This is a genomic window from Gordonia sp. NPDC003950, assembly GCF_053605205.1.
This window is the reverse complement of the sequence record NZ_JBSGIT010000030.1, coordinates 12,673-34,181: the sequence shown is the minus strand read 5'-3', so window position 1 is coordinate 34,181 and position 21,509 is coordinate 12,673. Positions and strand designations below refer to the sequence as shown.

Genomic DNA, 21,509 nt, shown 5'->3' with positions numbered 1-21,509 from the left:
CGCTGACCGTCATCGAGGTCGCTCATCGCACCGGCCGGGTCGGTCGGACCCGCGGCGCAGCACGAACGGAAAAACCAGCCAGAACGCCGCGAACACCGCGAGGGTGCACCCACCCGCCACGAGCGCCGGAACCCGACCGACGGTCGCGTCGAACACCACGACCATGCTGCCGCTGAGTGCGACACCCAGGAAGAGCAGGCCGACATAGGCGATCCGGTGCGCCCACGGGACAAGAGTGGGCAGGCGATGCCTGCGGAACAGTGCCCGGTGCAATGCCACCGGGGTGACGAGCAGGACGGTGGACCCGACCGCGCACGCCACGACCGCAAGGTAGAAGATCCGCATGCCGTGGTCGAGGACGTCGAATCGGGACTGGAACGGCAGGGTCAGCAGGAATGCGGTGAGCACCTGAACGCCGGTCTGCGCCACCCGCAGTTCCTGCAGCAGCGACGACCAGTTGCGGTCGAGGCGTTGGGTGCCAGTCTCCGAGCGCTGCGTGCGATTCCAGTCGGAATCGGCCAACCCGTCGTCGGACCGGTCGTTCGCCGGAGGTTCCGGACGCACCCCTATGAGCCCGTCCCGCGCGGCGGCAAGCCGAGCTTGACCGCGAGGTGCGCCTCGGTGAGTTCGTTCCGGAAGCGTTCCACGTCGCGCGCCCACGCCTGAGCGAGGCTGCCGTCGGCGAGAGTGACTCCCACACCGGTCCGTCGCCGGGGGACACCGTGCAACTCGCCGAGCGCGGGGGCGCTTTCCCACTTCTGGTGTTCGGAACCGTTGTTGGCAGGGTGGATCTCATCGATGTCGGCCAGGGCGAGAATCTTGGTGCCCTGCTGCAGCGTCATCTCGGTGAGCTCGACGGTCACGTGCTTGCGGGCCGCGACGACCTGGATGACGGAGAATCCGACGATGATCAGGCCGAAGATGCCGATGACCAGCCAGTGCACCTGCCCCGGGCCGGCGATCTCCATGCCGAGGACCGCCGCGATGAGGACGGGACCAACGGCCACCACCCACCAGCTGCCGCCGGGCTCGTAGAACAGCACCTCGCCGGGGTTGTCGGGGATCGGGGTGGGTGTGGACGATTCGGTGTCGTCTGGGGAATCCGTGTCTTTTGCGGTGTCGGCGTCGTCCGGAGAATCGGCGTCGTCCGGAGAACCAGCGTCGTCCGGAGAACCAGCGTCGTCCGGAGAACCAGCGTCGTCCGGGTCACCCGACTCGTCGGGCTCCTGCGACCGGTCTGCGGTCACCGGGTCTTCTTCCCCCGCTTCTTGAGGTGTGCGCCCTTCTTCGCGGGCGCGGTGGTGACCGGTTGCTTACCGGTGAACCAGGCATCGCCGGCGGGCCGGTAGGCCAGCAGCGATCCCAGCAGGCCGAGGATCGCGGGGAGCAGGGCGATGGCCAGCCAGAACGACAGGAAGCTCAGGACCAGCAGCATGATCACGACGACCAGGGTCAACGCCGCCAGCGAGGAGCGCCAGCGTTCGTCGCCGGTGTAGGTCTTGGAGCCCAGCAGGATGTAGGCGACGCCAACCGCGGCCACCAGCACTCCGGCGCCGACCGGAACGAGGGTTTCGACGAACACGAAGATTCCCATGAGGATGTAGGCCGCACCGAGCGCAGCCAGCAGCCCGCCCGCAACCAGCCAGCAGCGGTAGGCCCAGACCACTACGTTCGGGCGCTGGGCGGGATCAGGTTTGGTCACGGGACTGATCTCCTTCGGTCTGGTCGACGGATGGGTTGGCGTCGGACGACGTGCTGCCGGGTGACTCCTTACTGAGTGAAGCACCCCCGCGCTCGTTCCGTGGGTCGTCTGCGGCGGAAGGCTGCTGCTGCTCCGGGGGACTCGGGGTCGGTGGCTGCGGCGGCTGACCGGGGTATGGCGGATATCCGGGGCCTGGGTTGCCGGTGGGTGGCGGCCCGTAGCCGGGTGGGGCGTAGCCGTAGGGCGGCGGATACGGACCCGATTGCGGGTATGCGCCGGGCTGGGGATACGCGCCCGGCTGCGGATACGCGCCCGCCTGCGGGTTGCCCTGGCCTGGAATGGGCGGATAGGGCGGCGCCGCCGAGATGCGCGGTGCGCGACGCCACTGCGCCATCTTCTTGCAGTAGGTGTCGGACTCGCGGCGAAGAAGCAACACCACCGCGCCGAGTGCGGCGACACCGCCGATCACGTTGGGCACCATCGCCCACGTCGGGTGGACATCGCCGAAGAGCGAGAAGAACGTGGTGATCACCAGGAACAGGCTCAACGCACCGAGCAGGAATCGCGCCCAGTTGTAGCCCTTGCGGGTCAGGAGGAGGAGAGTGACCGCAACCGCGATCTCGACGATCAACGTGATCACGATGGTGGTGATCACCAGACCCGACGACGTCACGAGGTTGTACTCCTCGGTGCCCTCACCGTAGCTGGACCTGGCGAAATCGACGTAGGCGTCCAGCGTCTGGCCATAGGTGGCGATCGTGGTGATGATGTGTCCGAGCAGCACCACGATCCACAGTTCGGACGCGATGACGATCGACTCGACGATCTTGGGTTTTCCGCCCTGCCGATCGTCGCTGCCCAGGCTGGAGCTGCCGCCCGGGTCGGTGGATGAAGACATACCTTCCAGGGTAATGAACGCGCTCGAGTCACCACTGACAGCGCCCGCCTCATTGCTGACAGCGCTCTCGCCTCCACGTTGACCGCGCTCTCATTGACGTTCACAGCGCTCACGTCATCGTTGACAGCGCTCACGTCATCGTTGACAGCGCTCTCGTCGACGTTGACAGCGCTCATCCGATGCTGAAATCAGGGACAGATCCGACCACAGAGCGCTGTCAGTGCGGAACAGAGCGCTGTCAGCGCAGCGCGGCAGCGACCTCGGCAGCCCAGTAGGTCAGGATGATCTTCGCGCCGGCCCGCTTGATGGAGAGCAGCGATTCGGCGATGGCGGCGTCGCGGTCGATCCAGCCGCGTTCGGCGGCGGCGGTGATCATCGAGTACTCACCGGAGATCTGGTACGCGGCGACCGGCACGTCTGCCATCTCGGCGACGTCGCGGACGATGTCGAGGTAGCTCATCGCGGGTTTGACCATGACGATGTCGGCGCCCTCGTCGAGGTCCAGGCGCACCTCGCGCAGCGACTCGATGCGGTTGGCACCGTCCTGCTGATAGGTGCGCCGATCGCCCTGCAACGACGATCCGACGGCCTCGCGGAAGGGACCGTAGAACGCCGACGCGTACTTCGCCGCGTACGCGAGAATGCCGGTGTCGGTGAATCCTTCGGCGTCCAGGGCTGCGCGGATCGCGGCGACCTGACCGTCCATCATGCCGCTCGGACCGAGCAGGTGAGCGCCGGATCGGGCCTGCGCCAACGACATCGAGATGTAGCGATCGAGGGTCGCGTCGTTGTCGACGCGGCCGGCGTCGTCGAGGACGCCGCAATGGCCGTGATCGGTGAACTCGTCGAGGCAGGTGTCGGCCATCAGCACCGTCGAGTCACCGAGATCCGAATGCAGTACCGCCAGAGCACGATTGAGCACGCCGTCGGGATCATCGGCACCGGAACCGCACGCATCCTTCGCCGCCGCTGCGGGCACCCCGAAGAGCATCAGCCCGCCGACTCCGGCGCGGACCGCCTCGTCGGCGGCCTTGCGCAGGGAGTCGAGCGTGTGCTGATACACCCCGGGCATCGACGAGATCTCCCGCGGCGCGTCGATGCCGTCGGCGACGAACATCGGCAGCACCAGATCGCTGGGCGCGAGCACGGTTTCGGCGACGAGTCGCCGCATCGCGGCGCTCGTGCGCAGACGTCGGGGACGGATCACCGGAGCCATCACCGACCCCCTAGGACCGCGACCGCCGGGACTTCTTGCGCGGCGGCGGCAAGGCCCCCTCGGCCCGCAACCGGGCGGCGTGCTCGGCGAGCGCGTCGACGAGGTCGGGGATCGACGCGGATTCCGGCTGCACGTCCACGCGCAGCCCGAATTCCGTTGCGGTCTCCGCGGTCTTGGGCCCGATGCACGCAACAATGGTGCGCGCGTGCGGTTTTCCGGCGATACCGACGAGATTGCGGACGGTGGAACTCGAGGTGAAGCACACCGCGTCGAAGCCACCGGTCTTGATCATCTCGCGGGTCTCGGCGGGCGGCGGGGCCGCGCGCACGGTGCGATACGCGGTGACGTCGTCGATCTCCCAGCCCCGCTCACGCAGCCCCTCCGAGAGGGTTTCGGTGGCGATGTCGGCGCGCGGCAACAGGATTCGATCCACCGGGTCGAAGACGTCGTCGTACGGCGGGAAGTCTTCGAGCAGGCCGAGGGAGGACTGCTCACCCGAGGGCACCAGTTCCGGGTTGATCCCGAAGGCGCGCACCCGCTCGGCGGTCGCCTCGCCCACGCAGGCGATCTTGACGCCGGAGAAGGCTCGCGCGTCCAGACCGAACTCGGCGAACTTCTCCCACACCGCGCGCACCGCGTTGGTGGAGGTGAACACCACCCACTGGTACCGGCCGTCCACCAAACCCTTGACGGCCCTTTCCATCTGGGCCGGACTGCGGGGCGGCTCGACCGCGATGGTGGGCACCTCCTTGGGGATGGCACCGTGCGAAACGAGGCGATCGCTCATGTCGCCGGCCTGATCCTTGGTGCGGGGCACCAGCACGGTCCAGCCGTACAGCGACCGCGACTCCCACCAGGAGAGCTTGCCGCGCTGGGTCACCACCTTGCCGACGGTGAGGATCAACGGTCCGGACAACGCGTTACCCAACTCGTTGAGCGTGACCAGGGTGGCCTCGATGGTGCGCTGCCCGCAGGTGGTGCCGTTGACGGTGATGGCCACCGGTGTCTGCGGGGCGAGGCCGTGTTCGGTCAGTGCGCTCGCGGTCTCGGCCAGATGCCCGGACGTGGCGTGCAGCACCAGCGGGCCGGGGGCGGCGGCCAGCGCGGCCCAGTCCACGCCCTCGGCGCGCACGTCGGCCTGGGTGTGGCTCGAACCGAGCGGCATGCCGGCGTAGCTCGGCACCACCGATGCGGCCGGCAGACCCGGCAGCACCTCGAAGGTGATGGTGGTGCGTGCCACCGCGTGCACCTCGGTGAGCACCGAATCGGTGGTCAGCGGGTCACCGGAGACGACGCGCACCACGTCGTCGCCGGCCTTGGCGGCCGCCACCAGGGTCTTGGCGACCTCGCCGGGATCGCCGAGCGCAGGATGGACGACCTGCTCCTCGGTCTCCTCCGGCGTCGGCGCGACGTCGGTGGCCGGCGCGTCGTCGCCGGTCTCGTTCTTGGGTGTCTTGGCGGCGGCCCGGCGGCCGGAGTCGGCGGGTTCGGGACGGTGCGCCCCGCCGATCATCGCCACCACGGCGGCGGGGACATCCGGGTCGACGTAGGCCGTGGTCGCGGAGGCGATGACACTCCGCGCCCGCACGGTCAGCAGGTCTGGGTCCCCGGGCCCGGACCCCACGAAAAAGATCCGCCCCGGAGTGGCCTTCTTGGTCGTACGGCTCATGCGTTCGCACTCTCCTGCCCTCGTACGGTGAGGGCTGTGTGTTCCTTGCCGGAACTAGGGAGAGTCGACGAGTTCGCCTGCTCCCAGTTCCAGCAGTTCGGCCGCGAGATCCCTGCCCAGCTGGTCGGCACGTTCCACCGGACCCACCACCGAAGCGCGGATCACATCGGATCCGTCCTCGGCCGCCACCGCCGCACGCAGCGACAGTTCGACGAAGATGCGCCCGTCGTCATCGAGCGATTCGACCACCTCTGCGATCGCTCCGACCGGAGCGGTACACCCGGCCTCCAGGGCCGCGAGCACCGCACGTTCGGCGTCGACCGACGCACGGGTGGACGCGTCGTCCAACTCGGCGAGAGTTCTCACCAGTTGGGCATCGTCGCTGCGACACTCCACGGCCAACGCGCCCTGCGCCGGAGCCGGTAACAGGACCACCGGATCGAACGCCTCGGTGACCTCGTCGGCCCTTCCGATTCGTACGAGCCCGGCCCGCGCGACGACGACCGCATCGAGTTCGCCGCTGGCGACTTTGCCCAACCGAGAATCTAGGTTGCCTCGTAGGGGGCGGATTTCCAAACCGAGACCCAATGCTTTAAGCTGTGCCGCCCGTCGCGGGGCGGAGGTGCCGATCGTCGACCCGGGCGGGAGTTCACCGAGGACCTGCCCACCCTTGCTGACCAGCGCATCTCGGGGATCCTCGCGGGGTGGGACGGCCGCGATCACCAGCCCCGGATCGGGTGCGGTCGGCAGGTCCTTGTACGAGTGCACGGCGACGTCGATCTCGCGGTTGTGCAGCGCGTCGCGCAGCGCGGTGGTGAACACCCCGACGCCGATCTCGGCGACCGGTGCGGCCGAGGCGTCGCCCGCGGTCTTGATGATCACCGGCTCGGCCGGATGCCCGGCGGCGATCAGCGCGTCGACGATGGTCTGCGTCTGGGTGCGGGCCAGCAGGGAGCCCCGGGTGCCGACGCGGATGACGGCCCGGGTGTCGGTGTCGGTCACTGTTCTGCCTGCTCCGATGCGGTGATGCCCCGATCGCCGGACTCTGCGAGCCCGGACTCGGGGGCGCTGACGGCCTCGGCGGCACCCGGCTTGAGCTCGAAGAGCTCACGCAGCGCCTCGGCGTAGTGGTCACCGTTCGGGGTCGACGCGAGTTGCTTGACGCGCACCGTCGGCGCGTGCAGCAGCTTGTCGACGACGCGTCGCACCGCCTTGGCCACCTCGTCGCGTTGCGGATCGTCGAGTCCGGGAAGTTTGGTCTCCAGGCGCAGGATCTCGGCCTCCACCACGTCGGCTGCGCGCTGCCGCAGGGCCGCGACGGTCGGCGTGACCTCGGCCTGACGTTGTGCGGTCAGGTAGTCGGCGAGTTCACCCGCGACGATCGACCGGGCGGCGAGGGTGTCGTCCTCGGCGGCCTTGGCCTCGGTCATGCCACGCAGCCCGGCGATGTCCACGACATGCACACCGGGCAGCCGCGCGGCCGCCGGATCGACATTGCGTGGCAACCCGAGATCGCAGATGACCAGCGGTTTCCCGGCGTTTCCGGCGGTCCCGCGGGCGGCGAGCGCCGAATGCACGTCACCGACGCCGACCACCGAACCGACCGACCCGGTGCAGGCGACGACGACGTCGGCGTCGGCCATCACCGCGGGCAGGTCGTCGAATCCGACGCCGCGCACCTCGATGCCGTGGTTGGCGGTGATGTTGCCGGCGAGGTGTTCGGCGTTGGCAACGGTCCGGTTGACCACCACCATGCTGCGGACACCTTCGCGGGCCAGGTGTGCGGTCGCCAGGCCCCCCATCGCGCCGGCACCGACGACCACCGCCGAGCGCATGGCCGGCTCGTCGCTCGACCCGGATGCGCCGGCCAGCAGGTATTGGGCGCGATGCAGCGCCACCGACACCACCGACGCGCCCGCGCGATCGATGCCGGTCTCGGTGTGCACCCGCTTACCGACGCGCAGGGCCTGCTGCGCGAGTTCGTGCAGCACGCGTCCGGTGCTGTGGTTGGAGTCGGCGTCGAGGTAGGCGTTGCGGATCTGCCCGAGGATCTGCTGCTCACCGACGACAAGCGAGTCGAGGCCGGCGGCGACGGTGAAAAGATGCTCGACGGCCGCCTCGGAGTACCGGACGTAGGCGTGGCTGGTGAGGTCGTTGATGGTCATGCCGGAGTGCTCGCCGACGACGTTGCCGACGGCCTCGAGGGCGGGGTGGAAGGCGTCGACGACGGCGTAGATCTCGACGCGATTGCACGTCGAGACCAGCATCGCCTCACTGATCGCCCGCGAGCTCAGGAGCTCGTCGACGAGCTTGGGCCGTTCGTGGTCGGAGACCGCGATTCGCTCGAGCACCTCCACTGGTGCACTTCGATGCGAGACACCGAACAACAAGACACTCACGCCGCCACCGTTTTCATCGCCTATCGGTCCACCACTGCACGCAAATCCCGGCCCTGACGCTCCGCGACCGGGGTCCGTGACGCGGTGAAGGCCAGCACCTGTAGTTCCAAGGCTAGATCAACCTGCCGGACGACGACATCGGAGTCCACCACAAGGCTCACCGGCGTCACGTTCAGCAGCTGCCGGACGCCGACGCGGGTGAACGCGTCGGCCACCGTCTGGGCCTGGTCGTCGGCGGTGGCCACCACCCCGATCTCCACCGGCCCGACCATCGGATCCGAACACACCTCGGCGATCGCCTCGAGGGCCCGGACCTGCGGTGTCGCATCGTCGAGTACGGTGCCGACGACGTCGGGATCGTCGTCGAAGAGGGCGCGCACCTCGAATCCGCGGCCGAAGCCGGTGTGGGTGAGCAGGGCGCGTCCGAGGCGACCGGCGCCGGCGAGGGCGACCGTCACCGTGACGTCCGTGTGTAGCGCGTTCGATATCCGCGCGGTCAGTTTGCTCACGTCGTATCCGACGCCGCGCACCCCGTTGGCGCCGACGTGGGACAGATCCTTGCGCAGGATCGCCGGATTGACCCCCGCAGCGGTGGCCAGCTGGCCGCTGGAGGCGACGACGACGCCGCGCTGGGAGAAGGACCGCAGGACGTGCAGATAGGCGGCGAGACGGGCGACGGTGGGGTCGGGGATGTCACCGGATACCGAACCGACGCTCACTGCCGCACACCCGCTTCCGTCCGCCAGGCGGGCAGCCGTGGCGTGCCCGCGTCGAATGTCGATCAGCGTATACCGGACGGGGTACGCCCCCGCCACTACCCCGCCGACGACGATTTCGCAACGCGGGCGGGCGACGTCACATCCGGTGGGAGCGCTGTCAGTGCGGACTAGAGCGCTGTCAATGCGGACGAGAGCGCTGTCAACGGAGCGGGGGACCCGGAACCCGGTCAGGCGTCTCAGGCGTCGTGACGCGCGGCCCGAGCGGTCAGGTCGGCGCGCAGGCGCGGTTCGTCGACCTCCCAGTAGCCGTGTTCCTCACCGTCGAGCAGGATCACCGGCAGCCGGTCACCGAATTCGGCGCGCAGACTCGGATCGCCCGCCTCGGCGGCGGCGTCGACGTCGACGACCTCGACCGGTTCACCGAAATCGGCGCAGATCCGTTCCAGGTCGGTACGTGCACCGACACACGCGGCACATCCGGCGCGGCTGAGCAGGGTGATCGGCATGGGGACCTCCGGTCGCGGCGAGGGTTCGGTGGGCGTCGGCACGCCCGGCTGCACGGTCCAGTCTGACAGCCCCGCTAGGCTGTAGGGGTCGAGCCCCAACCGCCCGCACAGGGCCGTATCGGAGGTGTGAACTGTGGGTGTGTCCTCGGACGGTGACACGAATCCGGTCGGCGTCCCGGGCTCCGACGAGGCCTCGGACTCGGGGCCGTCGGAGTCACCGGTGTCCGCGCCCGTCGAGGCCGAGGGTGCCGAACCTTCGGCCGACGACTGGGAGGCACACGCCGACCGTGTCGACGGGGGTTCGACCGCCGCGGACGACGACCACGACGACGCCGACGAACCGCACGATCCCGACGAGGAGAGCAATCGGGTCACCGCGTGGCTGACCGAGCGGGCCAGCGCCGCCGGCGGACGGTTCCGGCAGACCGCACAGGAATTGCGGCAGTCGCTCGCCGGTGAGGCCAGCGCCAAGGCCGCCCTGGACACCCTGCGGACCCGGCCACCGGCCGACACCGAACCCGAGGTGCCACGCGATCTGACCGCGGCGGCATTCTTCGACGTCGACAACACCCTGGTCCAAGGCGCCTCCATCGTGCACTTCGCGCGTGGCCTCGCCGCCCGAAAGTACTTCTCCTACGGCGACATTCTCGATTTCGCGTGGACGCAGGCGAAGTTCCGGATCACCGGCAAGGAGAACGCCAACGACGTCGCAGAGGGCCGCGAGAAGGCGTTGAGTTTCATCGCCGGACGCCCCACCGCCGAGCTCGCCGAACTCGGCGAGGAGATCTTCGACGAGTACATCGCCGACAAGATCTGGCCGGGCACACGGGCTTTGGCGCAGCGGCACCTCGATGCCGGGCAGCAGGTGTGGCTGGTCACCGCCACCCCGGTGGAACTCGCCCAGACCATCGCCGATCACCTGGGCCTGACCGGTGCACTGGGCACGGTTGCCGAGAGCCGCAACGGTGTGTTCACCGGTCGCCTCGTCGGTGACATCCTGCACGGTCCCGGTAAGGCACATGCCGTGCGTGCGTTGGCGATTCGCGAGGGACTCAACCTCAAACGGTGCACCGCCTACTCCGACTCGCACAACGACGTGCCGATGCTGTCGCTGGTGGGCACGGCCGTCGCCATCAACCCCGATGCCGACCTGCGTGACGTCGCGAAGGTCCGCGGCTGGGAGATGTATGACTTCCGCACCGCCCGCAAGGCCGCAAAGTACGGCGCCGGAACGGCTTTGGTGATCGGCGCGGCCGGCGGCACCGCGGCAGCGGCGACGAAGCTGTTGCGTAAGCGCTGATCTGCCGAAACGCTACGAGAGCGCGCTGACCTCACTGGCCGGATCGATGAGGATCTTCGCATGCTGTTCGGCCGCACCGAGCACGTCGAAGGCCTCGGCCACTCCGTCGAGGCCGATGGTCGCGGTGATCAGTGGGCGGACGTCGACCTCGCGTTTGGCGATCATCTGCAGGGTGTCGTGGAATTCGGCCGGGTCGTAGCCGAACACGAAACGCAGGTCGAGTTCCTTGTTGATGGCCATCGCCGGCCGGATGCGGTCGGCCTGCATGCACACGCCGACGACGATGATCCTCGACCGCAACGGCGCGGCGGTGAGCACCTGCTCGATCATGCCGGGCACGCCGACACATTCGAAGATCGCCGGCCCCGTCGGCGTGGCCCCGAGGCGGTCGGCGAGGTGGAACACCGATGCCCACGGCACCAACGGAATCCGGCGTAGGGTACGCATCCCGTCGAAGGCCGCGTCGAACAGTTGGGGCACCGTCGAGACGTAGCGGCCCTTCTCGGCGGTGATGTCGAAGGGTGACTCGACGCCTGGGTCGACGACGACGTCGGCACCCACGCGGCGGGCGAGTTCGCGGCGTCCGGCGGTCAGGTCGCTGGCGATCACCGTGCGCACCCCGGTCGCCTTGAGCATCGCGATGACCGCGAGTCCGATGGGGCCGCAACCGATCACGGTGGCGACGTCGCGGCGTCCCACCTCCCCGCGTCGCACCGCGTGGTAGGCCACCGCCAGCGGTTCGGTGAGCGCCGCCTCGTCCAGCGAAAGATCGTGCGGCACATCCATCGTCATGTCCTCGGCGACGACGACGAAGTCGGCGAAGGCGCCGGGCGCGAGTTCATCGAGACCGGTGAGATGCGGCTGGCCGTCGTGCCGGCGCATCGGCAGCGACACCACCGCGGTCCCCGGCGCCCACTTCTTGCGGCATCCCGGTCCGTAGGAGACCACCTCACCGACGAATTCATGGCCCAGGATGACCGACTGTTCCGACCGCATGAAGCCGGGATAGCCGATCTCGGCGGCCAGGTCGGCGGTCTCGTCGCCATCGGATCGTGCGTGCAGATCAGAGCCGCAGATCCCGGCCCGCCGGACCCGCAGCAGCACTTCCCCCTTGCCGGGTTCGGGTGCGTCGACCTCCTGCACCGTCAGTTCGCCCTTGTGACAGATGACTGCACGCACATTGTCCTCCTGATCAGCCGAAGATAGACGAGATGTCGGCGAACTCGGCGTCGGTGACCACGCCGGCCGGTCGCAACGAGGTGAGGTCGTTCATCAGAGCCGTCGTGGGGGCGGCGGCGGCCGATTCGGCGGCCTGGACCGGCGCCGGCTGCGGCACCGCAGGTCGGGCCGGTGCCTGCTGCGCCGAGCGTTGCTTTTGGCGACGCTGAACCCGGTCGTGAACCGAGCTCGCGACGGCGGCGCGGGTGGCGGTGCGGATCAAACTCATGCTCGGTTCCCTTCGGCGGCGTCGAGCGCGCCGATCAGATCGTCGACCGGCACAGGTCCCTTGGTGATGATCGACCCGCCGTCGGCGGCCCATCGCCCCGATCACCGCAAGGAAGGTCAGATCCTCGTAGACGACGATCGCGGCGGCCTCAACGTCGGCGAGTTCTGTTGCGGCGGTGGCAATGCCGCCCTCATCGATCAGAGAACTGTCGGCTCCGGTGAGCGTCTCGAGGCCGACGGTGCCGGCGTCGAGCCGGATGGCCGCGCCGTCGGCGGAGCGGGAGACGAACTCGATGTCGAGGACGTTCACCCGGCCGGAGGAGACGCGATCGTCGAGCAGATCGAATCCCGACGCGGGAATCGGCAGGGTCGGGAATCGAACAACGACGACGTCGACGGGGCCGAGATCGGCGTCAAAACTCATGCCTGTCACAGTAGCGCGCACCGCGACGCTCGGGTCACGCGCTCAGCCGAAGTACACGCTTCCGCGCCGCGACAGCATCCGGAACAGCGTCTGCTGGATGTCCTCGCGGACGTGGTCGGTGAGGTCGAAGACCACCATCGGGTCTTCGGCCGAGGAGGCATCGTATCCGTCGGTTTCGATGGGACGCCCAAAGTGGATGTGCCACTTGGACGGCAGCGGGATGACGCCGAGCGGACCGAGCCACGGGAACAACGGGGTGATCGGCACGTACGGCAGTCCCAGCACCCGCGCAAGCGGCTTCAGGTCGCTGATCATCGGGTAGATCTCCTCGGATCCGACGATCGAGACCGGGACGATCGGGACGGCGTTGCGCAAAGCCGTCGTGACAAATCCGCCGCGCCCGAACCGCTGCAATTTGTAGCGGTCCTTGTACAGCTTGCCGATCCCCTTGTAGCCCTCCGGCCACACCGCGGTGAGTTCACCCTGCCGGAGCAGGCGGTCGGCGTCGCTGGTGCAGGCGAGGGTGGCGCCGATGCGGCGCGCGGCCTCACTGACACCGGGGGTGTCGAAAGCCATATCGGCGGCCAGAACTCGAAGATGGCGACCGGTCGGATGATTGTCGCGGACGGCCACCGAGGTCATGATCGCGTCGACCGGGATGGTGCCGGCGTGGTTGGCGACGAGCAGCGCACCACCCTCGACGGGCAGGTTCTCGATGCCGGTGACCTCGACGCGGAACCACTTCTGATACAGCTGGCGCACCGCAGGCAACCAGACCGCCTCGGTGAAGTGCGGATCGAATCCGAAATCGTCGATCTCGTAATCACCGGTCATCCGCTCGCGAATGAAACCTGCTGTGGCAGTGAGTGAATCGGCAACGGCACTGCGGATCCCACCGAGGCTGAACAGTGGCGACGAGCGCACCTGATGCTCGACGCCGAGGCCGTCGTCGACGACCACCTCGTCGCTGATGGGTGTCACCGAGGCCGGCGAACTGCCGAAGCCGTCGGTGTTGGGATGGGTGATCGGGCCGGGCCGCCGGGGATGGGCGACCTGCTGACTCGGGTGGCGTCCCTTGCCCGCGTCGAAACCTCGACCACCATGCCCCCCTGAGCTCGCGTAGAGCTGAATGACCTTCGCGGTGCGCGTATCGGGTACCGAACCACCGGCCACGCTCTCACCCCACTCTTCCATTTCAGAGAAAATTTTCATTCGACGCGACAATGCACCGGAAACGAGCCTTTCGACGCCCCGACACGTAGAGACCTCATGATACGGAACGCGGCAGCGTTTCGCAGCCGCGTCCCCGTATTGGGCGAAGCCGACAACTCCTGCCACACAAGTCGATTCCCATCCCGCGGGTTGGCGACGAATCACCGAAGCGCCAGTGCGAGAGACACCGCGCGCCGTTCCAGTCCACGCCAACTCGCCGCGCTCACAACAGGATTCACCCCGCCACGGGCGATGAAATCATCCAGGGTCTCCATTGTGGTGAAACGCGGTGCAAACCCGAGTTCGGTCCGCATTCGGGTGGTGTCCAAAACCCGCCCGTAAGTCAAGAATTCAGTTTGGGAACTTCGAAGTTTGGCCGATCGAGGATCCTGCAAAACGCCGGTGATCGGTGCGAGCAGGCGGCCCGGCACCGGTAGCGGGACGTGGCCCACCCGGCGCACCGCCTGCGCGAGTGTCACGACGCCGTCACCGGCGACGTTGTAGGTGCCCGGCCGGCTCACCAGCGTCACATGCTCCATCGCCGCGAGCGCATCCTCCTCGTGGAGGAACTGCAGCCGCGGCGCGAACCCGAACACGGTGGGCACCACCGGCAGCGACAGATGCGAGCCCATCCGGGTGTTGATCCGCGGGCCCAGCATGGCCTGCAGCCGCAGGATGGTCACCTCGATGTCCTGGCGTCGACGGCCGAGCCCGCGCACGTACCCCTCCACGTCGAGGAGGTCACGACCGTAGCTGCGGGTGGGTTCGCGGCGTGCCCGGGTTTCCTCGGAGAAGTGCGAGGGATCGCTTGCACTCGCGCCGTAGACCATGGCGGTGGACCGCAGGATCAGTCGTTTCACCGACGGGCTGCGCTGCGCGGCCGCGCACACCTGCATCGCCCCGACCACGTTGAACTCCTTGATCGCGGTGGAGTGCGGCGCGGTGTCCATGATCGAGGTGGCCGCGTGGACGACGGTGTCGACCTCGTAGTTCGCGATCGCCTTGGCGATGGCCGGCCGTCGGATGTCCAGACGCAGGAACTCCGCCCGACCCATCCGGCGCATCAGGTCCTTACGGGGCACCCGCGAGTCCACCGCGATCACCCGCTCGATCTCGGGATTGGCGGCCAGCCGGGCCACCAGGTAGCCGCCGAGAAATGTCGACGCACCGGTCACGAGAACCGATCGGGGCAGCTGGTCTGGGGAGTCGGGCATGGGACCAGGCTAGCCGGGGCGCCCCGGGTCGGCTCGCCGCAGTGCCCGGCGGCAGGGTCACCGCCCCCATCGACGACAAGAACCCGCACGTGGGCGGGTTCTCGTGGCGGTCGTGCCCGCGCGGGGCCGGAGCCTATTTACCGAGCTTGCGACGCTGCACGCGGGTGCGGCGAAGCAGCTTGCGGTGCTTCTTCTTCGACATGCGCTTGCGGCGCTTCTTGATCACTGAGCCCATCGGGGTACTTCCTCACTTCACGTGCAACGTTCTTCCTACCCCGCAGGATGCTGCGGGCCGGCCACCGCACGCGGTGCACCCACAACGGTGCATCCACATGGCTGAGCACCCCGGTGACACCGGGAGCCTGCGGGCCGGATCGGGTAGCCGATTGTCCACACTACCGGCCCGACCCCACGGAACAGAAATCGCATCCCGACGGGTCACAGCGGAGGAGAACATGCCCGCCCGGGGCCACCGGGGTCGCCGGTGGCCCCGGGCCGGTCGGGCGGGATCGGTGTTATCCGGCGTCGAAGTAGGACGTTTCGAGGTAGTCGTGCACGGCCTTGGCGTGCACGCGAAACGAACGACCCACGCGAACCGCGGGCAGTTCACCGTTGTGCACCAGGCGGTAAACGGTCATCTTGGACACACGCATCAGGGATGCGACCTCTGCGACGGTGAGGAACTGGGATCCGGCTCCGGCATTGCCGGCCGCCGACCTGTCTCCTGGAGTCTCTGCAGGCGTCATGAAATTCTCATACCTCCGGAGCACGCGTCGCGGCCGCCGGCTTCCCCTCCGGCGGACATCAGACACGCACGTGCTTAAAGGAGCTTAGCGTGGCAGATGTGAAAAAAGCGACGTGAGTGGCCAGGAAATTCCATTTCGGGCGTCCTCGCCCACAACATACTGGGGTTTCGGGCGCGACGACCACTAATTGTGGGAAACATGGCCCGGCATGGCAGCGCCAGCAACCCTCAATGTCAGCTCGACATTGCCGACAGAATTGCGCCGATAGTCGACAATTCCGGTCCCCGCTACACACCCTCACCGTCGACGCGGCGTCCGGACGCGCGGCTCACATCCGAGGCCGCTTTCGTGGCCGCGTACATCGCCGAACGCAGACCATGGGTCTCCAGCTCACGGATGGCGGCGGCGGTCGTGCCACCCGGCGAGGTCACCGCGGCACGCAGATCCACCGGCGACAGGCCGGAATCGCTGAGCAGCACCCCGGCACCGCGGATGGTCTGCACCACCAGTTCGGTGGACTGGGCGCGGGTCAGCCCCAGCGCCACACCCGAATCGATCATCGATTCGGCCAGCAGGAACACGTACGCGGGTCCGGACCCCGACACCGCGGTCACCGCGTCCATCAGTTTCTCCGGCAGCACCGTCACCCGGCCGACGCTGCCGAGCAGCGTGGTGACCGCGCGCAACTGCTCGGCGTCCACGTGCCGGCCCGCCGACACCGCCGACATCGCCTCGTTGACCAGCATCGGGGTGTTCGGCATGACCCGCACCACCGGCGATCCGGCCTGCAGGATCGTCTCGAACCTGGAGATCGGGACACCGGCCACCAACGACACCGTCACCCGTTCGGATTCGGCGTTGTCCTCGGCGGCGGCGAGTTTGCGCATGACCGGCTCGACGTCGTCGGGTTTGACGGCGAGGAACACATACTGGGCGCTCTCGGCGGCCACCGACACGTCCTCGGTCACGAGTACCCCGTACTCGTCGGCGATCTCGGCCGCGCGGTCGGCGACCCGCTCGACGACGACGAGGTCCTTGGCCGGTGTGCCGGCGGCGATCAGACCGGCCAGCAGGGCCTCGCCGATCTTGCCGCCGCCGATGATCGCGATACGTTCGCTCACTACTGGAAAGCCTTTCTGCAGATGCGATCTGCCCGTGGACGGGCGGATCGTCGGGTAGGTCGGAGGAGCGTGGGGCGGTGATCGGTGCAGGTCACCGCTGCCGTTGCGGGATGAGGGCGAGCTGACGCGACTGCGCCACCACAGCACCCGTCGAGTCCACCACGAGATGGTCTTCTTCGAACATGCCGGCACCGACCTCGACGGTGGTCGCGGCGAACCGCAGCCAGCCCGACGCCGGTTCCCGACGGATGTAGGTGGTCAACTGGACGGTCGGCGCCCACCCGAACAACGCCAGGTTCATCACCACCGGCGGCGAGATGTCACACACCAGCACCGAGAAGTACGAGTCGGGTGCGGCGTCACGGGGGCGGGCCCACCCCCGGATGACCGGGTCGCCCTTCTCCCCTCGGATCACCGGGAAGGTGGCCGGGTCCAGACCGAGGTCCAGGGCCTGCCCCAGATGCATCACGTCCGACAGCGGCGTCTCGCCCACGGAGATGGCGTCGGCGGCCGGTTCGACGGGCAGGTCGTCGAGCACCGTCGGCGACGAATGATGCGCCGTCCCGGTGTCCGGGCGGGCCAGCGTCACCGACGACGACACCATCACGCGGCCGTTCTGGGTGAGGTCGACGTGCACCAGGGTGACGGTGCGGCCCCGTTTGCGGACCGTCGCGGTCAGCTCGACCTGCGCCGGGTCGGGCGCGGCGAGGTAGTCACTGGAGATCGCCACCGGCACCACGTCGGCGGTGTACAGTGCCGTGTCCGGGGCATCCGCGGGTGCGAGGTCGTCGAGGGCCAACCGGGCGGCGCGGGCGATGACCATCTGCATGCTGCCGCCGTGCACCTTCGGTCCGACGGTGAAGGCGTCGTCGATCGTGACGCCGTAGGTGATCGACGGACCGCTGCCGTCCCCACGATCGGCCGCGGGCCCGATCACCCGCAGATCCAGCAGTTCGGCCAGCTTGTCGGTCATGTCGCCCTCTTCACCACCGCGGATCACCGCGTGCGGCTCGTCTCCCGTTTGAGATGTTGCCGGGCAAAATCTAGCGAACGGGCCAGCATCGCCTGACGCTCGGGTTTGGTCCGCGCCGACGACGTGGTGACCTCCAACACCACCGCGCCCGCGAAATCGCTGTCGGCGATGCGCCGGCACACGTCGGCACACGGCTGCGTCCCGTCGCCGGGGATCAGGTGTTCGTCGGTGGCCGCACCCGAACCGTCGGCCAGATGCAGATGCGACAGGTTGGTGCCCATGCGTTCGTAGAGGCCGACCGCGTCGGTGCCCGCCGTCGCGGTGTGTGAGAGGTCCAGGGTGTAGTGACCGTAACCGTCGTCGGTGGGATCGATGGATTTGCCGAAGGCCGAGACCGCCGGCCCGGGGGTGCCGCCGCGGCGGGCGAGGCGACGCGCCGACCGCGTTCCGGCGCCGAACGCGCGGTCCGCGCGCATCGGGAACATGTTCTCCACCGCGACCCCCACGCCGGAGGACTCCGACAACTCCCCCACCAGGTCGTCGAAGGCCGCGACGTAGGTGCGTTGCCACCGGAACGGTGGGTGCACGACCACCGTCGCCGCGCCGAGGACCTCCGCCGCCTCGGTCGACCGCGCCAACTTGGCGATCGGATCACGCCCCCACACCCGCTGCGAGATGAGCAGGCACGGGGCGTGCACCGACAGGACCGGTACCTGGTACTTGTTCGACAGATATTCGACGTGGCGGATGTCCTGGCTGACCGGATCGCCCCACACCATCAGCTCGATCCCGTCGTATCCGAGTTCGGCCGCGTAGGCGAAGGCGGCCTCGGTGTTCTGCGGATACACCGACGCCGTGGACAACCCGATGGCGATCTCCGGGCGAACCGGGTCGACGGGCGCGCGCCCCGACGCCTCGGTCACGTCGCCAGCAGCACGAGCGGCCCCATCGTGACGATGAGTCCGGCGGCGAGCGCGAGCAACGTCGTGACGAGGTCGTTGGTGCGCCGCACCAGATGGGTGAAGGTCACGATGCCGAAGATGACGATCACGGCCAGGATCAGTGCGAAGTACGGATTCCAGCGCCACAGCTCGGTGAAGCCCCAGAACAGGCCGACGCCGACGACGAGCCCCACGACGACCTCGGCGACGATGGCGAGCCACGACAGCGCCGGGGAGTGTCCGTCCGACTCGCTCTTCCCGGGCTTGCGCTTGTCCCGCTTCTTTTTCTTCGGCTGCTCGGCCTTCGCGGTGGCGTCGCCGGTCTTGCCGGTCGCGTCGCCGGTGCTCTTGGCGGTGTCGGTCTCGTCGGCTTCGTCGTCGCTGCGCAGTGCCCGACCGGCCGCGGCGGCGCCGGCCACCCCGGTCAGTCCGCCGGCTGCGAGGGCGGCGGTGCTCACCCCGGAGTCACCGTCCTCATCGTCGGCGAGGTCGTCGGATTCCGGCTCGGGCACGTCGGACTCAGACACACCGGCGGCGACGGTGTCGGCGGGTTCGCCGTTCCCCGTCTCGATCGCAGCGGCGTCGAGGTCTTCGGTGACGTCCACCGAGGTGGCCGGGGCGGTGTCGGGAAGCTCGGTGTCCGCGTCGTCGATATCCGGTGCCGCGGGGTCTGCGGCGTCGATCTCGGGGGAATCGATGATCTCGGCGAAGCGATCCTGCGGACCCGCGAGATCCACACCCTCGACGTCGTCGGTGTCGACCATCACGACGTCCTCGCCGATCTCCGGGCCGTCGACGATCGGGATGATGCCGGTGACCGCATCCGCGGCGACATCGTCGGGTTGATCCTTGGCGAGGGCATCGGGTTCCGACGCCGCAACACTGGTGTCCGCTGAATCCTGTTGTGCGGAACCAGTTTTCGCCGCTGCTGCTGCGGCGGCCACCCCGCCTGCTCCCGCCGCGGCGGCTGCGGCCGGCTTCGTGCGGCGGGAGAACCAGCGGCGCTTCTTGCCGCCGCCCGGAGCCTCGGCCTCGGGTTCCACGTCGGCGAACGACCGGTAGGCCTCGAAGTCGTCGTCGATGACCTCGGAGAATCTGCTGCTCGCGGGCGCCTTCTCGGACGATTCGGTGGCGCCGCCTCCGGTGTGGCCCTCGTCGACGATGTCCTCGTCGGCGCTCTCGACCACCGGGATGATCCCGGTCACCGCGTTGGACGGTTCGAACTCGTCATTGGCGGTGTTCTCGGCCGCTGCCGGCTTCGGAGCACCCTCGCTCGGAGACCCGGTGTCCGTCGACTCGGACCCGAGACGACCCGATACGGCACGGGAGCTGAAGTCGCGGGTCGGCGGTGGGGCGAATCCGGGCATCCCACTCGACGTGCGTGCCGTCGGTGCCGGTGTGCGGGATGCCTGATCGGGTGCGGGCACCGCATCGGGTCCGCGCCGGGCCAGCGGATTGGAGGCCCGCGGGAACGAGCGGGATTCCGGCGACGGTGACCACGGGGCGGTCGGCGGCCCGGCCGGCGATGCGGGAGCGGGCGCGGCGGGAGCCGGGGTCGACGCAGCGGCCGGTGCCGTACCGGTGCCCGACTGCGGGGTATCCGGCTGCGCGGTGTCGGACTTCGGGGTGTCGGACTTCGGGGTGTCGTAGGCGGCCGGGCCGGTCACCTTGGGGATCTCACCGGTGAGTTCGGACACCGAGACGGCACCGCTGCGGCCGGCTCGCCGTCGACCACGGCCGTCGCGCGACCGGCCGGTCGACGACGCGGACCCGGCGTCGGCGGCCTGCGTGCGGGCCAGCAACTCCGACACCGAGATCGGCCGCGAGTCCGTCGCATCGTCGCGTGGGCCCCCGTCCGAGGATCCGGGTTCGTTCGGTCGGGTGTCGTTCGCCATCGAGTGCGTTCTCCGTCCTTCAGCTCGGCGACCGGCTCCGGCGAGCCGATCACCCGCGACCGGTGTCGCATCTGTCAGCGGACGTCGCGGGCCTCGAGGCCGGAAGCAGCCGGATCGGATGCGTCCGTAGGCTCGGCATCGAGACGACGAAGGATGACCCCCTCGCGCAACGCCCATGGGCAGATTTCCAGTGTATCGACCCCGAGGCCACGCATAGCGGCCTCGGCCACAAGAGCGCCGGCGACGAGCTGACCTGCACGATCACTGCTGACCCCCTCGAGTTCGGCGCGGTCGTCGCGGGTCATCCGGGAGATGAAGGCGATGAGCTGGCGCAGACCACTGGCCGTCAGGCTGCGTTTGACCCGCGGTCCCGCACCCGACGGGGCGGCACCGGTGAGTCGCGCGAGGCTCCGGAAGGTCTTCGACGTCCCGACCGCGAGATCTGGTTTGCCGGGTTCGAGGAGTTCTTTGGCGACGGGCCGCATCTCGGCGTCGAGCCAGTCCCGCAGCACGCCGATCCGGCGGCGGTCCGGCGGGTCGTCGGGCAGCCACTCGCGGGTCACCCGGCCAGCGCCGAGCGGCAGCGACAGCGCCACGTCGGGTTCCTCGTCGACGCCATTGGACATCTCCAGCGACCCGCCACCGATGTCGAGGGCCAGGATCCGTCCGGCGCTCCAGCCGTACCAGCGACGTACCGCCAGCGAGGTGAGGCGGGCCTCGTCGCGTCCCGACAGGACCTCGACCGTGACGCCCGTCTTGGCGGCCACCCGGGCCAGCACCGCGTCGGAGTTGGTGGCGTCGCGCACCGCGGAGGTGGCGAACGCCATCATCTGCTGGCAGCCGGAACTCTTCGCGATGAGGGTGAACTCCTCGATCGAGTCGACGAGCCGTTCGGCGGCACCGTCGGCGAGGCGACCCTGGCCGTCGATGTGTTCGGCGAGACGCAGCACGGCCTTGGTGGAACTCATCGGGGTGGGATGCCCGCCGCGGTGGGCATCGACGACGAGCAGGTGGACCGTGTTGCTGCCCACATCGAGGACTCCTAAACGCACGGTTACACGATAAGAGGTGGGCCGCCTGCGTTTTACGCGCGGGTGGCCGATCGGTGTGCGGCGTCGGGATGTCGCG

22 protein-coding genes are annotated in these 21,509 nt (G+C 68.8%); 1 reads left to right on the top strand and 21 read right to left on the bottom strand.

Annotated features, from left to right (window positions below):
- Positions 1-9 precede the first annotated feature (9 nt).
- From ACWETB_RS21345 to ACWETB_RS21300, 10 genes are all read right to left on the bottom strand, one after another.
- Positions 10-564: a DUF6328 family protein gene (locus ACWETB_RS21345; RefSeq protein WP_449741573.1), complete on the bottom strand. Its 555-nt coding sequence runs from the start codon at positions 562-564 to the stop codon at positions 10-12.
- Between the two features lie 2 nt (positions 565-566).
- Entirely contained in the window at positions 567-1,247 is a 681-nt protein-coding gene (locus ACWETB_RS21340; RefSeq protein ID WP_449741574.1) for a hypothetical protein, read from the bottom strand.
- Complete coding sequence (locus tag ACWETB_RS21335) at positions 1,244-1,702, bottom strand: hypothetical protein (RefSeq protein ID WP_449741575.1); 459 nt, start codon at positions 1,700-1,702, stop codon at positions 1,244-1,246. Before ACWETB_RS21335 ends, ACWETB_RS21340 begins: the two co-directional genes overlap by 4 nt.
- Positions 1,689-2,600 carry a hypothetical protein gene (locus ACWETB_RS21330; RefSeq protein WP_452213469.1) on the bottom strand — a complete coding sequence of 304 codons (912 nt, stop codon included), beginning with the start codon at positions 2,598-2,600 and terminating at the stop codon, positions 1,689-1,691. The genes ACWETB_RS21335 and ACWETB_RS21330 overlap by 14 nt, the downstream gene beginning before the upstream one ends.
- A gap of 238 nt (positions 2,601-2,838) precedes the next feature.
- Positions 2,839-3,816: a porphobilinogen synthase gene (hemB, locus tag ACWETB_RS21325; protein ID WP_449741577.1), complete on the bottom strand. Its 978-nt coding sequence runs from the start codon at positions 3,814-3,816 to the stop codon at positions 2,839-2,841.
- Positions 3,817-3,826: 10 nt separating this feature from the next.
- The gene (locus tag ACWETB_RS21320; RefSeq protein ID WP_449741578.1) at positions 3,827-5,485 is read right to left on the bottom strand and encodes a uroporphyrinogen-III synthase; all 1,659 of its coding nucleotides are present in this window, start codon (positions 5,483-5,485) and stop codon (positions 3,827-3,829) included.
- A 54-nt stretch (positions 5,486-5,539) separates the two neighbouring features.
- The gene (gene hemC, locus ACWETB_RS21315) at positions 5,540-6,487 is read right to left on the bottom strand and encodes a hydroxymethylbilane synthase (RefSeq protein ID WP_348807435.1); all 948 of its coding nucleotides are present in this window, start codon (positions 6,485-6,487) and stop codon (positions 5,540-5,542) included.
- The gene (locus ACWETB_RS21310) at positions 6,484-7,884 is read right to left on the bottom strand and encodes a glutamyl-tRNA reductase (RefSeq protein ID WP_452213466.1); all 1,401 of its coding nucleotides are present in this window, start codon (positions 7,882-7,884) and stop codon (positions 6,484-6,486) included. The genes hemC and ACWETB_RS21310 overlap by 4 nt, the downstream gene beginning before the upstream one ends.
- Before the next feature lie 20 nt (positions 7,885-7,904).
- Positions 7,905-8,603 carry a redox-sensing transcriptional repressor Rex gene (locus tag ACWETB_RS21305; RefSeq protein WP_452213464.1) on the bottom strand — a complete coding sequence of 233 codons (699 nt, stop codon included), beginning with the start codon at positions 8,601-8,603 and terminating at the stop codon, positions 7,905-7,907.
- Positions 8,604-8,839: 236 nt separating this feature from the next.
- Positions 8,840-9,109: a glutaredoxin family protein gene (locus ACWETB_RS21300; protein ID WP_348807438.1), complete on the bottom strand. Its 270-nt coding sequence runs from the start codon at positions 9,107-9,109 to the stop codon at positions 8,840-8,842.
- A 133-nt stretch (positions 9,110-9,242) separates the two neighbouring features.
- Here ACWETB_RS21300 and ACWETB_RS21295 point away from each other — a divergent pair, with 133 nt between their 5' ends.
- On the top strand, positions 9,243-10,409 hold the full coding sequence (locus tag ACWETB_RS21295; protein ID WP_449741580.1) for an HAD family hydrolase: 1,167 nt from the start codon (positions 9,243-9,245) through the stop codon (positions 10,407-10,409).
- Positions 10,410-10,421: 12 nt separating this feature from the next.
- Here the strand turns inward: ACWETB_RS21295 and ACWETB_RS21290 are convergent, their stop codons facing one another.
- The 11 genes from ACWETB_RS21290 to ACWETB_RS21240 form a co-directional block, all read right to left on the bottom strand.
- Positions 10,422-11,588, bottom strand: coding sequence for a zinc-binding dehydrogenase (locus tag ACWETB_RS21290; protein ID WP_348807439.1), 1,167 nt, complete (start codon positions 11,586-11,588; stop codon positions 10,422-10,424).
- A gap of 13 nt (positions 11,589-11,601) precedes the next feature.
- On the bottom strand, positions 11,602-12,279 hold the full coding sequence (locus ACWETB_RS21285; protein WP_348807690.1) for a hypothetical protein: 678 nt from the start codon (positions 12,277-12,279) through the stop codon (positions 11,602-11,604).
- Between the two features lie 42 nt (positions 12,280-12,321).
- Entirely contained in the window at positions 12,322-13,491 is a 1,170-nt protein-coding gene (locus tag ACWETB_RS21280; RefSeq protein ID WP_452213461.1) for a lysophospholipid acyltransferase family protein, read from the bottom strand.
- A 161-nt stretch (positions 13,492-13,652) separates the two neighbouring features.
- Positions 13,653-14,705: an NAD-dependent epimerase/dehydratase family protein gene (locus ACWETB_RS21275; RefSeq protein ID WP_348807442.1), complete on the bottom strand. Its 1,053-nt coding sequence runs from the start codon at positions 14,703-14,705 to the stop codon at positions 13,653-13,655.
- A gap of 133 nt (positions 14,706-14,838) precedes the next feature.
- On the bottom strand, positions 14,839-14,940 hold the full coding sequence (locus tag ACWETB_RS21270; protein WP_003402602.1) for a 30S ribosomal protein bS22: 102 nt from the start codon (positions 14,938-14,940) through the stop codon (positions 14,839-14,841).
- 280 nt (positions 14,941-15,220) lie between these two features.
- Positions 15,221-15,451, bottom strand: a complete 231-nt coding sequence (locus ACWETB_RS21265) for a helix-turn-helix domain-containing protein (protein ID WP_348807443.1) — start codon at positions 15,449-15,451, stop codon at positions 15,221-15,223.
- 287 nt (positions 15,452-15,738) lie between these two features.
- Positions 15,739-16,572, bottom strand: a complete 834-nt coding sequence (gene proC, locus ACWETB_RS21260) for a pyrroline-5-carboxylate reductase (RefSeq protein ID WP_348807688.1) — start codon at positions 16,570-16,572, stop codon at positions 15,739-15,741.
- Positions 16,573-16,663: 91 nt separating this feature from the next.
- A complete protein-coding gene (locus ACWETB_RS21255) occupies positions 16,664-17,545 on the bottom strand; it encodes a thioesterase family protein (protein ID WP_452213458.1) in 882 nt (293 codons plus the stop codon).
- 23 nt (positions 17,546-17,568) lie between these two features.
- Positions 17,569-18,468, bottom strand: coding sequence for a sugar phosphate isomerase/epimerase family protein (locus ACWETB_RS21250; protein ID WP_449741582.1), 900 nt, complete (start codon positions 18,466-18,468; stop codon positions 17,569-17,571).
- Entirely contained in the window at positions 18,465-20,381 is a 1,917-nt protein-coding gene (locus tag ACWETB_RS21245) for a DoxX family protein (RefSeq protein WP_452213456.1), read from the bottom strand. The genes ACWETB_RS21250 and ACWETB_RS21245 overlap by 4 nt, the downstream gene beginning before the upstream one ends.
- 74 nt (positions 20,382-20,455) lie before the next feature.
- Complete coding sequence (locus ACWETB_RS21240; RefSeq protein ID WP_348807448.1) at positions 20,456-21,433, bottom strand: Ppx/GppA phosphatase family protein; 978 nt, start codon at positions 21,431-21,433, stop codon at positions 20,456-20,458.
- Between the last annotated feature and the right edge of the window lie 76 nt (positions 21,434-21,509).

Coding starts and splice junctions, on each gene's coding strand:
- ACWETB_RS21265 (WP_348807443.1), bottom strand. CDS start 15,451: ATGACGCCTGCAGAGACTCCAGGAGACAGGTCGGCGGCCGGCAATGCC.
- ACWETB_RS21280 (WP_452213461.1), bottom strand. CDS start 13,491: ATGAAAATTTTCTCTGAAATGGAAGAGTGGGGTGAGAGCGTGGCCGGT.
- ACWETB_RS21285 (WP_348807690.1), bottom strand. CDS start 12,279: ATGAGTTTTGACGCCGATCTCGGCCCCGTCGACGTCGTCGTTGTTCGA.
- ACWETB_RS21275 (WP_348807442.1), bottom strand. CDS start 14,705: ATGCCCGACTCCCCAGACCAGCTGCCCCGATCGGTTCTCGTGACCGGT.
- ACWETB_RS21255 (WP_452213458.1), bottom strand. CDS start 17,545: ATGACCGACAAGCTGGCCGAACTGCTGGATCTGCGGGTGATCGGGCCC.
- ACWETB_RS21270 (WP_003402602.1), bottom strand. CDS start 14,940: ATGGGCTCAGTGATCAAGAAGCGCCGCAAGCGCATGTCGAAGAAGAAG.
- hemB (WP_449741577.1), bottom strand. CDS start 3,816: ATGGCTCCGGTGATCCGTCCCCGACGTCTGCGCACGAGCGCCGCGATG.
- ACWETB_RS21320 (WP_449741578.1), bottom strand. CDS start 5,485: ATGAGCCGTACGACCAAGAAGGCCACTCCGGGGCGGATCTTTTTCGTG.
- ACWETB_RS21300 (WP_348807438.1), bottom strand. CDS start 9,109: ATGCCGATCACCCTGCTCAGCCGCGCCGGATGTGCCGCGTGTGTCGGT.
- ACWETB_RS21245 (WP_452213456.1), bottom strand. CDS start 20,381: ATGGCGAACGACACCCGACCGAACGAACCCGGATCCTCGGACGGGGGC.
- ACWETB_RS21330 (WP_452213469.1), bottom strand. CDS start 2,600: ATGTCTTCATCCACCGACCCGGGCGGCAGCTCCAGCCTGGGCAGCGAC.